This window comes from Mesorhizobium sp. LNHC252B00, assembly GCF_000502955.1.
GTDB lineage: Bacteria > Pseudomonadota > Alphaproteobacteria > Rhizobiales > Rhizobiaceae > Mesorhizobium.
The window spans coordinates 56,888-71,708 of record NZ_AYWO01000027.1 but is presented as its reverse complement, the minus strand read 5'-3'; the positions used below and the strand labels follow the sequence as shown (position 1 = coordinate 71,708).

14 protein-coding genes are annotated in these 14,821 nt (G+C 63.2%); 6 read left to right on the top strand and 8 right to left on the bottom strand.

Annotation, left to right across the window (positions count from 1 at the left end; translation table 11 throughout):
• Positions 1 to 224: 224 nt before the first annotated feature.
• Positions 225 to 824 carry a LysE family translocator gene (locus X744_RS145065; protein WP_023761866.1) on the bottom strand — a complete coding sequence of 200 codons (600 nt, stop codon included), beginning with the start codon at positions 822 to 824 and terminating at the stop codon, positions 225 to 227.
• A gap of 96 nt (positions 825 to 920) precedes the next feature.
• On the opposite strand from X744_RS145065, the gene X744_RS145070 reads away from it, so the two are divergent.
• Complete coding sequence (locus X744_RS145070) at positions 921 to 1,790, top strand: LysR substrate-binding domain-containing protein (protein WP_023761865.1); 870 nt, start codon at positions 921 to 923, stop codon at positions 1,788 to 1,790.
• Positions 1,791 to 1,983: 193 nt separating this feature from the next.
• Here X744_RS145070 and X744_RS145075 read toward each other — a convergent pair whose 3' ends face one another.
• The 3 genes from X744_RS145075 to X744_RS145085 form a co-directional block, all read right to left on the bottom strand.
• Positions 1,984 to 2,634 (bottom strand): dihydrofolate reductase family protein, encoded by a 651-nt coding sequence (locus X744_RS145075; protein WP_023761864.1) that lies wholly within the window; start codon positions 2,632 to 2,634, stop codon positions 1,984 to 1,986.
• 109 nt (positions 2,635 to 2,743) lie between these two features.
• Complete coding sequence (locus tag X744_RS145080) at positions 2,744 to 3,598, bottom strand: protein-L-isoaspartate O-methyltransferase (protein ID WP_023761863.1); 855 nt, start codon at positions 3,596 to 3,598, stop codon at positions 2,744 to 2,746.
• 90 nt (positions 3,599 to 3,688) lie between these two features.
• On the bottom strand, positions 3,689 to 5,053 hold the full coding sequence (locus X744_RS145085) for an Nramp family divalent metal transporter (RefSeq protein WP_023761862.1): 1,365 nt from the start codon (positions 5,051 to 5,053) through the stop codon (positions 3,689 to 3,691).
• Between the two features lie 236 nt (positions 5,054 to 5,289).
• Between X744_RS145085 and mntR the strand changes: the two genes are divergently transcribed.
• A complete protein-coding gene (gene mntR, locus X744_RS145090) occupies positions 5,290 to 5,745 on the top strand; it encodes a manganese-binding transcriptional regulator MntR (protein WP_023761861.1) in 456 nt (151 codons plus the stop codon).
• Between the two features lie 76 nt (positions 5,746 to 5,821).
• Here the strand turns inward: mntR and X744_RS145095 are convergent, their stop codons facing one another.
• The gene (locus tag X744_RS145095; protein WP_031260924.1) at positions 5,822 to 7,891 is read right to left on the bottom strand and encodes a hypothetical protein; all 2,070 of its coding nucleotides are present in this window, start codon (positions 7,889 to 7,891) and stop codon (positions 5,822 to 5,824) included.
• A gap of 240 nt (positions 7,892 to 8,131) precedes the next feature.
• Between X744_RS145095 and X744_RS145100 the strand changes: the two genes are divergently transcribed.
• On the top strand, positions 8,132 to 9,046 hold the full coding sequence (locus X744_RS145100) for a neutral zinc metallopeptidase (RefSeq protein ID WP_023761859.1): 915 nt from the start codon (positions 8,132 to 8,134) through the stop codon (positions 9,044 to 9,046).
• Between the two features lie 155 nt (positions 9,047 to 9,201).
• Positions 9,202 to 10,467: a tetracycline resistance MFS efflux pump gene (locus X744_RS145105; RefSeq protein ID WP_023761858.1), complete on the top strand. Its 1,266-nt coding sequence runs from the start codon at positions 9,202 to 9,204 to the stop codon at positions 10,465 to 10,467.
• A 59-nt stretch (positions 10,468 to 10,526) separates the two neighbouring features.
• On the opposite strand, the gene X744_RS145110 is transcribed toward X744_RS145105, so the two are convergent.
• Complete coding sequence (locus X744_RS145110) at positions 10,527 to 11,798, bottom strand: carbamoyl phosphate synthase small subunit (protein ID WP_031260923.1); 1,272 nt, start codon at positions 11,796 to 11,798, stop codon at positions 10,527 to 10,529.
• A gap of 278 nt (positions 11,799 to 12,076) precedes the next feature.
• Here X744_RS145110 and X744_RS145115 point away from each other — a divergent pair, with 278 nt between their 5' ends.
• Positions 12,077 to 12,526 carry a GatB/YqeY domain-containing protein gene (locus X744_RS145115; RefSeq protein ID WP_023761856.1) on the top strand — a complete coding sequence of 150 codons (450 nt, stop codon included), beginning with the start codon at positions 12,077 to 12,079 and terminating at the stop codon, positions 12,524 to 12,526.
• Positions 12,527 to 12,775: 249 nt separating this feature from the next.
• A complete protein-coding gene (locus X744_RS145120) occupies positions 12,776 to 13,069 on the top strand; it encodes a hypothetical protein (protein ID WP_023761855.1) in 294 nt (97 codons plus the stop codon).
• A 58-nt stretch (positions 13,070 to 13,127) separates the two neighbouring features.
• Here the strand turns inward: X744_RS145120 and X744_RS145125 are convergent, their stop codons facing one another.
• Together X744_RS145125 and X744_RS145130 are read right to left on the bottom strand one after the other, a co-directional pair.
• A complete protein-coding gene (locus X744_RS145125) occupies positions 13,128 to 14,045 on the bottom strand; it encodes an NADP-dependent oxidoreductase (protein WP_023761854.1) in 918 nt (305 codons plus the stop codon).
• A 235-nt stretch (positions 14,046 to 14,280) separates the two neighbouring features.
• The gene (locus tag X744_RS145130; RefSeq protein WP_023761853.1) at positions 14,281 to 14,637 is read right to left on the bottom strand and encodes an SPW repeat protein; all 357 of its coding nucleotides are present in this window, start codon (positions 14,635 to 14,637) and stop codon (positions 14,281 to 14,283) included.
• Positions 14,638 to 14,821: the final 184 nt, after the last annotated feature.

Below are 14,821 nucleotides of genomic sequence, written 5' to 3'. Positions count from 1 at the left end.
ACAAACGACTCAAGGCACGATGGGCCGATCAAAACCTGCTTAGCCTCTTTACTCATATGCGATAGCCCTGCCCACAAGGGGGAGGGTGAGGAAGCGCCTCGTCCGCCCGTGCGACAATGGTCTTGTGGGGATGCGAAAAAGCTGCGCTCCCTACCTCCCCCTTGTGGGGAGGTCGGACCGTAGGTCCGGGTGGGGGTACTGGCGCGGATTTTGGCTTGGGCGCTTTATGCCGTCCGCCACATCGGGATGATCGATGCGGCAAGCACCAGCGCCAGCACGATGTTGAGCGCGCGCCATTGCCGCTCGGTCTTGAGCAGCCGGGCAAGCAGCATGCCGGCCACGCACCACAGCGACAGCGAGGCGGCGGCGGCGAGGCCGAAGGTGACGCCGAGCAGCAGCGCGAGCTGCATCGGCCCGCTGGCCAGCGCTGCGAACGAGGCTGCGGCACCCAATCCCATCGCCCAGCCTTTCGGGTTCATCCATTGAATGCCGGCGCCGCCAAGAAAGCTGTTCGGTCTGGCCATGGTCACATCCAGATTGGGCGGTCCGCTGCGGCCGATCTTGATCGCCAGCCAGACGAGATAAAGCGAGCCGATGACCTTCATCGCCAGTTGCAGCGAGGGCACGGCAAGCAGCAGCCCGGCGAGCCCGGCGGCGGTCGCGCCGGTCACGGTGGCGAGGCCGGCGGCGCTGCCGACCAGCAAAGGCACGGAACGGCGAAAGCCGAACTGCGCGCCGGACGCCGTCGACAAGGTCGTGGCGATGCCGGGCGTTGTGGTGGCAACGATCGCAAACAGGATGAGCGGGATGACGGGCTCGAGCATGTGGCTTCCTCTGTGAGAGCAGCGATCGTAGCGGAGAGTTAGCGTCAGTAAATGCAATGTTTGCCATGGTTAGCATTAGCAGCCATAATGCATGCCATGATCCGAAATCTCGACATGGCGCTGATCCGCACCTTCATCACCGTCGCCGACAAGGCCAGCATGACGGCGGCTGCCAACGCGCTGCACCTGACGCAAGGTGCTGTCAGCCAGCAGGTCAAGCGGTTGGAGGAGGCGCTCGGCTCAAGCCTGTTCGAGCGCGACAGGCGCGGCTTGCGGCTGACGCGCGCCGGCGAACAGCTGTTCGGCAAGGGCAAGCGGCTGCTGGCCTTGAATGACGAAATCTGGGCCGAAATGGCGGGCACTCCGGTTGCTGGCCAGGTGCGGCTCGGCGTGCCTTACGACCTTGTCGGCACCTTGCTTGCACCGGTGCTGAAGACATATGCCGAGACCTATCCGCAGGTCGAAATATCGCTGGTCTGCGCTTCGTCGCCCGAGTTGGCCGCTGCCCTTGCGGCCGGGACCATCGACCTCGCGGTGATCGAGGAACGCGTCGGTTCGTCGGCGGGCGAATGCCTTGCCATCGACCGGCTGGTCTGGGTCGGCGCCAAGGGCGGCGTTGCCCGTGCCAAGCGGCCGCTGCCGGTCTCGATCGTCGCCGATACCTGCGCCTTCCGTCCGGCGGTGCTGGCGGCGCTCGGCGAGCATGGGCTGGAGTGGCGCACCGTGTTCGAAAACGGCAACATCGACGCGACGACGGCGACAGTGCGTTCCGACCTTGCGGTCACTACCTGGCTTGCCTCCACGGTGCCGGCCGATCTCGACATATTGCCATCGGAGTCCGGGCTGCCGCCGCTGCCGAATTTTTCGATCAATCTGCATTTGCCGAGGCATGGGGTAGGGCCGGCGGCGCAGGAATTCGCGCGGTATATCAGGGATGGACTCGCACGGCGGCTGGTGGCGGCTTGAGGCCTGGAAGAACTTGGGTTCCTCGCCCCACGAATGTGGGGAGAGGTGGCTCGGCGAAGCCGAGACGGAGAGGGGATTGGCGCCGAAGTGCCAAGTTTTCACAAAGCATCCGCCCTACGAAGCCCCCGCTCCGGCCGCTTCGCGGCCACCTCTCCCCCATGTCATGGGGGCGAGGAACCCAGGCCCTGCAAAGCTACTTCCAGTTCTTGCGCCGCTCGAGTTCGGCTTCCGATGGCTCTCCCGTGACAAAGGAGCCGACCTTGATTTCGCCCGCGCGCTCGTAGGTCGCCATGATCACGCCGGTGCTGGAGACCTGCGACTTGGCAAGCCTGAAGGCGGCCGGCATCGCGTCATCGCCGAACAGCCGCTTGCCCTTGCCCAGCAACAGCGGGAAGGTCATCAGCCGGATCTCGTCGATCAGCCCGTTGGCGAGCAAGGTCTGGATCAGATTGCCCGATCCCTGGATGAGCAGGTCAGGTCCATTCTCCTGCTTGAGGCGGCGCAACGTCGCGACGATATCCGGCCCAAGCGATTGCGTGTTCTGCCAGGTGAGGGTGTCAGGCCGATGCGTCGCCACGTATTTGGTCGCGGGATTGAAGGCATCCGCGATCGAATCTTTCTGATACGGCCAGTACGCGGCGAAGATGTCGTAGGTTCTGCGGCCAAGCAGCAGGGCAAAGGGTTTGGAGAAGAGTTCATCCATTGCCGCGCCCGCCACCTCGTCAAAGTAATGAAACGTCCAGCCGCCGAACTTGAAGCCCCCGACAGGATCCTCTTCCGGACCGCCAGGTGCCTGCATGACGCCGTCGAGGCTGACGAATGTCGCAGCGATGATCTTTCTCATTTCAATGCTCCCTTTTCTTCGCTCCATGCCGTCGTGGCCGGACTTCAACCCAAGGACGGGCGGCCGCTCGCCGGTCCGACAGGACATATGAAATTTTTGCGAACCACCGTCATTTGCGAGGCCTGGTGCGCGGTTCGGCATCGAGATCTTTCGATGAGAACCAGACATCGCCGAAGACTGCGGTGGCCGTGCGGTCCGGCGCCTTGTCCTCCATCAGCCAGATCGAGCGGCTGCGCGCGGCCTGCTCGCGTGTCGGGATTCTAACCGCGGGGCCCGCAACCGAGGCGCCGACACAGGGAATGAACCACGACCGCATGAACGGATCGCAAGCGAAGCCCTTTTCGGTGCGGGTCACCATCACCGCGAGAGGGACACGCTCGGCCGGGCGCCAGGGAAAGATCATGCGGCCGCCTGGTCGCAGCACCTTCAGCCATCCGGCCGGCGGCGCGGCCACGCCGGCATTGACATAGACGATGTCGGATGGCGGCAAGGGCATCGTCACCGCATTGCCATGGACGACGGTTACATTGCCATAGGCTTCGAGATTTCGTTGCGCGAGGTTGGCTAGATCTTCATCGAGTTCGAAAGCGGTGGCGGTGCCGCCTGGTGAAACCAGCCTGGCCAGCACAGCGGTGTAGTAGCCAGTGCCGGCGCCGATATGAGTAACGGCTTCGCCGGGTTTCGGCGCAAGCTTCCCGATCCACATGGCGTGCAGGAACGGCTCGCCATTGTTGATGCCCTTGTCGGCGTCGAGCGCTACCAGAACATTCTGGTAGATGTGCGCCGGATCGGCGCTCGGCGTGGTGATCTTGCCGTTGCCAGCGATGATCGTCCACGGCCCGGGACCGAGGAACGCCTCGCGCGGCACCTCGGCGAAAACCGCCTCGAGGCGCGGGTCGGGCGAGCCAGCATTGGCGGCCATCAGCCGCGCGTAGAACTTCCTGATGTCTTCGATCCGGGGCATGATGCCGGAGAACATAGCGCGGATCGTCGAATTGTCGTGGAAGCTAGCCTCTGCGGGGAGGGGCAGTTCGATTTCCCGGCGAGGCGGAGTTCAGCCGACCCCGAACATGGTCTCGTAGAGCAGCTTGAAATTGAGCACCAGGATGATCGCGGCCACCACCCAGGCAAGAGCAGCGACGCCGCGCGGGATGGCGAGGTTGCCCATCTTCTTCTTGTCGGAGACGAACTGCACCAGCGGGATGACCGCGAAGGGCAGCTGCATCGACAGGATCACCTGGCTGAACACCAGCAGCTGGCCGGTGCCCTTTTCGCCATAGAGCGCGGTGACGACCACCACCGGGACGATGGCGAGGCCGCGCGTCAAAAGACGGCGCGCCCAGTTGGGAATGCGCAGGCGCAGGAAGCCTTCCATGACGATCTGGCCAGCCAGCGTCGCCGTCACCGTCGAGTTGAGGCCGGAAGCCAACAGCGCCACCGCAAACAGGATCGAGGCTATGCCGAGGCCGAGCAGCGGCGACAACAGCTCGAAGGCTTGGCTGATCTCGGCGACGTCATGGTGACCAGTGTTATGGAAAGCGACCGCAGACACGATCAGGATCGAGGCGTTGACGAACAAGGCCAGCATCAGGGCGATAGTCGAGTCCGTCGTTGCCCATTTGATGGCGTCGCGCTTGCCCTTGTCGGTGCGTTCATAGGCGCGGGTCTGCACGATCGAGGAGTGCAGATAGAGGTTGTGCGGCATGACGGTGGCGCCGATGATGCCGATGGCGATGTAAAGCATCGCCGGATTGGTGACGATTGCCGACGACGGCACGAACATCGCATGCAGGATCGAGCCGGCCGGCGGGGCGGCGGCGAAGATCTGGATGGCAAAGCAGCCGAAGATGATGATCAGCAGCGCGATGACGAAGGCTTCGAGATAGCGGAAGCCCTTGTTCATCAAGAGAAGCACGAGGAAGGCATCGAGCGCCGTCAGCATGGCGCCGCCGATCAGCGGAATGCCGAACAGAAGCTGCAGCGCGATCGCGGTGCCGATGACCTCGGCTAGGTCACAAGCGATGATGGCCAGTTCGCAGGCGATCCACAGCACGAAATTGACCGGACGGGGATAATAGGCGCGGCAGGCCTGGGCGAGGTCACGGCCGGTGGCGATGCCGAGCCGTGCTGCCAGCGCCTGGAGCAGGATCGCCATAAGGTTGGACAGCATGATGACGAACAGCAGCGTGTAGCCGAACTGGGCGCCGCCGGCGAGGTCGGTCGCCCAGTTGCCCGGATCCATGTAGCCGACCGAGACCATGTAGCCCGGGCCCATGAAGGCGGCCAGGCGCCGGAACCAGACGCCCGAACCTGGCACGGCGATGGAAGAATTGACTTCGCGCAGGCTGGGCTGTTCGTCCTCCTCCGGCCTGGCGAAGCGCCATGAGGAGCGGGAAACTGTGGCTTCGACGTCGGACATGAACGAGGGCTTTCCGCGAAACTGGGCGATGTTGCCCTAAAGCTATGCCATGGCTCAACATTATGCAATATGCTATATTTCATTGTTCGTGCTTTTTGAGCGGTAGCCCTTAGCGCACGAAGAGGGGCAATTGGAGACGCTGGTTGCACCGGTGGCGGAATGCAAATAAACGGCCTGAAGAATCAGAGCCCGTGCTATGGATGCATGGACAGCAAAAGCCTCGGGAGGAGCGCGTATTGGCGCTGAAGAACAGATCGGTCCCGCGCGAAAAACCGCTGCCTGACGCCGACGTTCATTCGGAAGGCTTCCGGCAGACGCGCGAAGCGCGCCGCAGTGCGCTGGTCGAGGATTATGTCGAGCTGATCGCAGACCTGATCGAGGACGGCAACGAGGCGCGCCAGGTCGATATCGCCGCACGGCTTGGCGTTGCCCAGCCGACGGTGGCCAAGATGCTGACCAGGCTGTGCGCCGACGGGCTGGTGTCGAGAAAGCCCTATCGCGGCGTGTTCCTGACCGATGCCGGCCGCAAGGTCGCGGAGGAAAGCCGCATCCGCCACCAGACGGTGGAAGCTTTCTTGCGCTCGCTCGGCGTCAGTGCGGAAACCGCGCGCATCGACGCAGAGGGCATCGAGCACCATGTCAGCGCCGAGACGCTGGAAGCGTTTCGCAAGGCGATGACGGCGGCGCGCTGAACCGCACCCGCCGCCGGATTTCCCAGTCGCCGGAACCGAACCGGATCTTTCAATTCGCCTTCGGCAAACCGTTCTCTCATTCCCTGACGTCCTGCACCCAACTGCGCGGGTGGCCGTCGACGCGGAACTGGAAGATGAAATAGGGCGGAATGCAGGTGCCCTTGCCGGCTTTTGCTTGCGCCAGATCGTCGTAGCCTGATGTGCAGATATAATCCTCGCGGCAGGGATGCCCCTTGTCGCAGGCGCGCAGGCCGGCGGTCTTGGTGAATTCCCTGGTGCAGAATTTGTGGTCCTTGCCCGAGGCGACGCAGTCGTTGAAACCGGTCTTGGCGAGCCGGCCACAGGTCGCCTCGTCGGGCAGCTTGTCGCAGCTCGCCTTGCGCAGCATACCGCCGGGAAAGCCACCGGTCTTCTGTTCGGGATTGTCGTAGCGCTGGCGCGCCGCACCGTAGCCGGCGAGCTTGACCGGTGGTTTCTTGTCACGAGCCGGATTGATGGCACAGGTCTTGGCGGTGGCTGGCGACAGGCGGCAATACTGGTCGTTGCCCCAGGTCGACATCTTGATCTCGCCGAACTCGACGGGATCACCGACCGCGGTGCCGGCCTCGCTGACGCAGGTGCCGAAGCCTGGATGGATGGAGCTTTCATGGACGCCGGCGCAGCGCAGGCCCGCGCCGCAGGTCCAGTGCTTGAAGCTCAGGTCCTCGCCGCGATAGCAGATCGAGCCCCACCCATTGTAGAGGTCGGTGCCCTTCAGCGCCTCCGCATATTTCTGGTCCGGACGGGCGGCGAAGCCGCGCGTAAAGTCCGGATGCCCGCCGGCTGCGAACTGCTCGACGATAGCGCGGCGGCGCGGCAGGTCGGCGAAGAAGACGGCCGAGCCCGGCACGAAGACGGCGTTGCGGCGCGGCTCGCTGGCCGGATCGGCGCCGGTGTAGTGGAACCCGGCAATGCCATGCGTCTGATGGCAGCCGGTGCAGCTCATCTCGTTGAGGCGCAATTCGAAGCCGGCCACAGACCTGATGGAGGCGAGCGTGTTGCCCCTGGCGACATAGTCCTTCAACGCCTTGTCGACGTCGGCGTCGTCGACTAGCCCGTAGGCGATGTTGTTCTGCGACCGGCTGAGGCCACCGGGTGCGACGGAAACGGCGCTCTTGGCCAGGAATTTTTCGTCGATGACCAGCCGGCCATGATCGAGGTCGTAGATGTTGCGGTCGGTGAGCAGCCATTTGGCGAAGGACGGCTTGTCGGCCAGCACCGTGGTCCGATCGATCTGGTTCTCCATCTTCGATTCGTAAAATGTCGAGCTGGCCGGATCCCATTTGAAGATCTTCAGCAGATATTCGGCATGGCCGCCGAAATCGCGCCGCGTCGAGGCCGACAGCCGAAGCACCTGCATGTTGAGTTCCAGCCGCATGATCTGCGAGGAATTCAGCATGGCACCCGACAGCGGTCCCGCGTCGGAGCGCAGCCAGGCGGCAAGCTGATCGGGCGGCAGGTCCTGTTTCCCGGCAGCCAGCCAGCGCTGGGCGACATCGGCGCAGGACACATCAATGGCGCTTGGCAAGTCCTTCGAGGCGCGGGCTTGTGCTTGATGGGGCTTGGCGTTGAAGACCAGGCTCATGGTCAGCGGCAGGCGCGAGGAAATGCGCTGGCCCGCCTTTCCCTTGGCCGGCTTTTCCGCGACCGAATAGTGGAAGCGGTAGATCAGCCGGATCTCGCCGCATTCGGTGTGGCCGAGATAGCCGCGATCCATGCGGTTGACGACGCCGGTCAGGTCGAGCGTCGAGCCGTCGTCGTCGATGTATTTTGGATTGAATTTCTGGCTGGTGTCCTTCGACTTCGCCATATCAGCAACATAAGGGTCCGGGCTGGTCTTCGGTTCGTTGGCGATCTCAAGCTTGACGGTGTCGCGCACCGTGGCCAGTGCCGGCACCGAAAAAAGGCCGCGATTGTCGACCTCGCGGGTGAGGCCGAGTGCGGGTCCGAGCAGGCGGCTGATCGACAGGCCGCCGCGTTCGAGCGCCTGCAGGGTGGCGGGATCGGTGACGGCGACGCTGGAATCGAGCGTGACGGCGCGGGCGGACCCGATGCCAAAACAGGTCAGTGCCGTCAGGGACAGCAGGAATTGGCCGATCGTCCGCAAGCGCCCCTCGCTTCCATAGAGAACCGGAGAATTCTATATCGCGCACGGCTTCAGGGAAACCGGCGAAAGCGGCCCAACGGGAGAGCGTCTTTTGGGCCTGATGGTGTAGCCGCAGGCGCCCTATGTGGCCTTGAGGCCGTCGAAAAATGCTGTGACTTGCCGCAACCGTTGGGATAATTGTTGTTCGGTTGAGCCGGCTTTACCGGGCAACGGGGGAAGTTTGCAGCGCGAGGAGTTGCCATGCTCTGGAAGGGCCGTCGTCAGAGTGACAATGTCGAGGACGACCGCAGCGACAGTGGCGGCGGGCTCGGCAGCGGCAGCCCCGGCCAGTTCCGCATTCCGATCGGCGGTCGCGCCGGCGGCGGCAGCAGCATCTTCCTCGTCATCCTGGTGGTGCTGGCCGGATGGTATTTCGGCTTCGATCCATCGACGATCCTGGGCGGTGGCGACGGCGGCGGTGGCCAGATCACCGACAACAGCGGCGGTGGCCAGGGCAGCGGCGCGGGTGCGCCCGCCAGTGACGAGATGAAGCAGTTCGTGGCGACGGTGCTGGCCGAGACCGAGGACACCTGGACCGGCATCTTCAAATCGCAGGGCCTGACCTACGAGGATCCGAAGCTGGTGCTGTTCAGCGGCCAGGTCCGCTCGGCCTGCGGCTTTGCTTCCGCGGCGGCCGGACCGTTCTATTGCCCCGGCGACCACAAGGTCTATCTCGACATGACCTTCTTCCAGGAGCTCGATCAGCAATTCGGCGCCTCGGGCGAATTCGCCCGCGCCTATGTGATCGCGCATGAGATCGGCCATCACGTGCAGAACCTAACCGGCATCATGTCCAAGTTCAACCAGATGCGGCAAAGCATGGGCGAGGTCGAGGCCAACCAGATGTCGGTGCGCATTGAGCTTCAGGCCGACTGCTTTGCCGGCGTGTGGGCGCATTACACCGACCAGAAAGGCATATTGGAGCAGGGAGACATCGAAAGCGCGCTGAACGCCGCCAAGCAGATCGGCGACGACACGCTGCAGAAGAAGATGCAAGGCTATGTCGTGCCGGAAAGCTTCAACCACGGCACCTCGCAGCAGCGGCAGACTTGGCTGGCGCGCGGCTACAAGAGCGGCAAGCTTTCGGATTGCAACACGCTGAGCGGGCCAATTTGAATAGCCGCTTCCGGGCGCTGCCCTGACGCCAAGGCGCCGTCAGGGGCTGTCAGGATGAAAGAATCCGATCCGTTCCCGCATTGTTCCTTACATCGGACTCGCCTATAAGATGCGTCCGCCTGCGCCCCAGGGCGACCACAGGAGCCGGACCCGCCATGATCGATCCCAAAACCGCCAGACGGGGCCTTGCGCTCGTCTTCACCACACTGCTGCTCGACATCATCGGTTTCGGCATGATCATGCCGGTGCTGCCGGCCTATCTCAGGGAATTGACCGGGGTCAGCATCAGCGGGGCGGCGATCGAAGGCGGCTGGCTGTTCTTCGTCTATGCGGCCATGCAGTTCTTCTTCGCACCCATCATGGGCGGGTTAAGTGACCGGTTCGGGCGGCGGCCGATCCTGCTTGCCTCGGTGCTGACCTTTTCCGTCGACAATTTGATCTGCGCCGTGGCCTGGTCCTACCCGATGCTGTTCATCGGCCGTGTGCTGGCCGGCATTTCGGGCGCCAGCTATTCGACGACATCCGCCTTCATCGCCGACATTTCGAACGACGAGAACCGGGCGAAGAATTTCGGCCTGCTCGGCATCGCCTTTGGCGTTGGCTTCGTCATCGGGCCGGTCCTGGGCGGATTGCTCGGCACGTTCGGGCCGCGCGTGCCGTTCTATTTCGCTGCCGGGCTCGCCTTCGTGAATTTCCTGATCGCGCTGTTCCTGTTGCCGGAAACACTCGACGACAAGCATCGCCGCCGCTTCGAGTGGAAGCGCGCCAATCCGGTCGGCACGCTCCTCCAGATGCGCCAATACAAGGGCATTGGCTGGATCGGGCTTGTTTTCTTCCTGATGACGCTCGGGCACATGATGTATCCGGCGGTCTGGTCGTTCGTTTCCAATTACCGTTATGGCTGGAGTGAGCAGCAGATCGGCTTCTCGCTCGGCGCCTTCGGCCTGTGCGGCGCGATCGTCATGGCGACGGTGCTGCCGCGGGTGATCCCCCGGCTTGGTGAGTGGAGGACGGCGGTCATCGGTCTTGCCTTTACGGCACTCAGCGCCTTCGGCTACGCGTTCGCATCGCAAGGCTGGATGATCTATGCGGTGATCGTCTTCGGCTGTCTGGAAGCGCTGGCCGATCCACCGCTGAGGAGCCTCGCCGCCGCCAAGGTGCCGCCTTCGGCGCAGGGCGAACTGCAGGGTGCGATGACCTCGATCTTCTCGATCACCTCGATCGTCACGCCACTGCTCTATACGGCGATCTTTTCCTGGTTCACCGGGCCGAGCGCTCCCGTGACCTTCGGCGGCGCGCCCTATCTGGTCGGCGCGTGCTTCCTGGCGCTGGCGCTCATCGTCTTCGTCACGAAAGTTGCGAGGCCGGTGGCGCGCACAAGTGTCACTGCCGGCGTCGCCGAAGATGGAGCACAGATATGAGGCCCCGTCTCAGAAAGAAGTGCCCGGCAGGGCGTTGGGGGCAGCGCTGACGGGTCGAGTCAGGCCCGCTCGGCCAGCAATTCCTCGCCGCGCTTTTCGCGGATCAGGTTGACGAAGCGGCGGAACAGATAGTGCGAATCCTGCGGGCCGGGCGAGGCTTCGGGGTGATGCTGGACCGAGAACACCGGCCGGCCGGTCAGCGTGATGCCGCAGTTCGAGCCGTCGAACAGCGAGACGTGGGTTTCCTCGACGCCTGATGGCAGCGAGTCGGCATCGACGGCAAAGCCGTGGTTCATCGAGACGATCTCGACCTTGCCGGTGGTGTGGTCCTTGACCGGATGGTTGGCGCCGTGATGGCCCTGGTGCATCTTGGCGGTCTTGCCGCCCAGCGCCAGCGCCAGCATCTGGTGGCCGAGGCAGATGCCGAACACCGGAATGTCGGTCTTGAGTAGGNGCATCTGGTGGCCAAGGCAAATGCCGAACACCGGAATGTCGGTCTTCAACAGGTCCTGGATGACCGGGACGGCATAGTCGCCGGTGGCCTCCGGGTCGCCGGGACCGTTGGAGAGAAAAATGCCGTCCGGCTGCATGGCGAGGATTTCTTCGGCGCCGGTCTTGGCTGGCACCACTGTGACCCTGGCGCCGAGGCCGGCGAGCAGGCGCAAGATGTTGCGCTTGACGCCGTAGTCGATGGCAACGACGTGCATCGACGGCTCGGTCTGTTCGCCAAAGCCTTCGTTCCACACCCATGGCGTCTCGCGCCAGGCCGACGACTGGCCTGACGTGACCTCCTTGGCGAGATCAAGCCCGATCAGGCCGGACCATGCCGCGGCGCGACGCTTCAGGTCGTCGAGGTCGAACACGCCATCGGGCGCATGCGCGATGACGGCGTTGGGCATGCCCTTTTCGCGGATCAGCGCGGTCAGCGCGCGGGTGTCGATGCCCGACAGGGCGACGATGCCGCGCTTCTTCAGCCACTGGTCGAGACCGGTGCCGGCGCGGTAGTTGGACGGGTTGGTGACATCGGCCTTGAACACCGCGCCGACGGCGCCGGCGCGGGCGACCGGGTTGAGGTCCTCGATGTCCTCGTCATTTGTGCCGATGTTGCCGATGTGCGGGAATGTGAAGGTGACGATCTGGCCGGCATAGGACGGGTCGGTGAGGATTTCCTGGTAGCCGGTGAGTGCTGTGTTGAAGCAGACTTCGGCGACGGCGGAACCGGTGGCGCCCAACCCGCGACCCTCGATGACGGTGCCGTCGGCCAGCACCAGAAGGGCGGTCGGCTTTTCCGTTGCCCAGGCGGGCGTCGAGGCGGCGGTCATATCGGCCATGGCGGCACTCCTATCGGAGCTGCGCGCTTCCATAGGCCCGGCGGGCCATCCGCGCAGCAAACGGCGCCAAGCGGCGATTTCGCAGCTTCCACGCAGTCAAGCTTCAGTTCATGCAAGGCCCAGTACATAGGGGAAGGGGGCAGGGCGGTCAATGATCATGCGAAATGCAATTCCGATTTATTTCATCTAGCAATATCAGAGGCTTGCCCTGGCATTTCAGGGTTTGCGTTGGCTCGCCCCCGGCGCTATTGTCCGCGCCGATCGAAGGAGAATGCACCATGCGCGGCAAAATCGCCGAATCCCTGAAGAGCGCGATGAAGGCGCAGGACAAGCAACGGCTGCCGACATTGCGGCTGATTCAAGCCGCCATCCACGACCGCGATATCGCCAATCGCGGCTCGGGCAAGGAGCCGGCCAGCGACGAGGAGATCCTACAGATCCTGGCCAAGATGGTGAAGCAGCGCGAGGAATCGGCCAAGGCATTCGAAGACGGCAAGCGGCCAGAACTGGCCGCGCAGGAGCGCGGCGAAATGGAGATCATCCGCGCGTTCCTGCCGACGCAGCTTGACGATGCCGCCATCCAGGCTGCGGCGCGCGAGGCGATCACGGCGACGGGTGCGGCCAGCCAGAAGGACATGGGCAAGGTGATCGCCGCGCTGAAGCAGAAATATGCCGGCCAGATGGATTTCGGCAAGGCGAGCGGCATCGTCAAGGCACTGTTGCAGTAGTGCTCGTCTCGTCGCCGGGAAAGCATGACCGACGTGCCCACAGGCAGCATTAGAATCCAATATTCCACGCCGCATGTGGAAGCCATAAAGACGCTGCTTCAGACCTGCCACGCCAGATGCGTGGGCGACAGGATGATGGCGCTGACGTTCCGGTAGTGAGCTCTGACCCCATATGGCGAATGCAAATCCTGAAATTTGGAACTCGGATATCGCCGAGATGTTTATCCGTCATGCAACTGGAGAGATGTCATGACTGAGAACGAAACCCGCTATGAAACCGGTGCGACGAAGTATCCGGCAAAGACCGGTGCCGACGCTTCCGATGAATTCTCCCAGGACGCGGCCGGCAACAAGAAGCCTGCCGGCGGCATGGGGCTCACCCGCCGGATGGGCGAAGTGGAAGACCGAACCCGCCAGTCGGAGGGACAAAACCCGCCGAGGCGAGCCGCGCCGAGTGCCGCGACACAAAAGGCGTCCAGCGCCAGTCCGGCGGTCGCCGAGCGTCGTTCAAAGGACGCCAAGGCTCCGAAGAGCGGGCGGTAGCCAGGAACCTAATTCAGCAAGTGAGCGCTCGGCCGAACCGGGCCACTTGGCGGGAAGCTTAGGCGGACACCTCAAGCACGATCTTGCCGCGCACATGTTCGTTTTCCAGCCGTTCCTCCGCCTTGGCGACCTCTCCAAGCGGATAGACGGCTTGCACGAACGGGGTGACCTTGCCGGCGTCGATGAGACGGCCGATCTGCGCGAGGTGCGCCGCATTCGGCTCGGCCATATAGGAGACGCCACGTGCCCGACGCAAATGTGCCTTTTCCTGCGAGGGTTGAGAAAGAGTTGAAACGAGCGTCCCTCCTGGCTTGAGAACGTCCCAGGAGCGGTCCTGGGTGTCGCGCGCTACCAAGTCGAACACCAGGTCGACCGCATCGACGACCTCTTCGAAACGCTGATCCTTGTAGTCGACCGCCTGATCTGCACCTAGCTCATGGACAAAAACGAAGTCTTGGGCGGAGACGGTTGTGGCGACGAACGCGCCGGCGGCCTTGGCCAGTTGGATCGCCAGATGGCCAACGCCGCCGGCTCCGCCATGGATGAGAACGCTTTGCCCGGATTTGAGGCCGCCATGCTCAAACAGGCCCTGCCAAGCAGTGATGCCCGCAAGCGGCACCGCAGCGGCTTCGACATGGCTTAGACGTTCCGGCTTCGCAGCCGCCTCCGTCGCCTTGACCACGACATATTCGGCATCGCCGCCCCGATCATGACCAAGCATGGCAAATAGCGGGTCGCCCTTCTTCAACGTATGAGCCCGCGTACCGCACGTTTCCACCACGCCGGACACGTCACGCCCCAATGTGACGGGCAATGCCTGACCCGCCGAACCCTCGCGGGTCTTGTAATCGACCGGATTGACGCTCGCCGCGCGAACCCTGAGCACAACCTCGTCGTCAACGGGCTGAGGAAAGGGGACTTGATCGATCGAAAGAACCTCAGGTCCGCCAAAAGCATGGATGCGGACTGCTTTCATGTCGACATATCTCCTCTTCGCTGGCAGTTGGCGACAGTGTCACCGTTAGCCGCTGTGCGGCTCCGGTTGCTATGGCGTCCGAGGGCGTTCATCGGCGATGAACAGAGCGCCGGATTTGGCGGCGGCCATTCGAACGGGCAGGCCGTAGGCCTGGCGGTCAGAGGCATCTGTTTCCTCTTGGTTCGACCGCCAAATCGGCTTCATCACACTCGCTGCCGCAGCGACGCCAGTCCTGCTAGGCCGTAGATTGCGTTGGAGGGTTCTGGTACATCATCCACAGCTCGATCGCAGCAAGGACCGCGACCAGAACGCCGATTACCACATGCACGCTCATGGCCGTGGTTGCCTGGAATCCAAGCACCCAGGGAGACACGATTACCCAAAGGCCCACAACGAGGTTCAACCATTCCTCCCAAATAGCAAAGGCGGAGAGGGCGGCAACCGAAAGCAAGAAAATCACGATGCCGCTGCCCATGGCATTCTGGGACTGCGTCCCCGCCGCGAAGGCGAATATCCAGGGAGAGAAGAAGAGAACTGCTCCGAGGATTAGATTTGCCACGTCACAAAGCTTGGCGTTTGACCACTGGTTCATGATTTTTCTCCATCAAGCGTGCTTTCCACGCTTCCGAAGCTCAGTCGGCTGGCTTGAAACCGCCGGTCCATATGGCGGCATGGCTACAACCGGACTTGCTGGCTCTGTAACTGTATTGCAGGCCATTGGTTCCAATCAACAAATCTGGAGCACCATCCGCTGAGCGTGGTGGCGGGCATTTTTT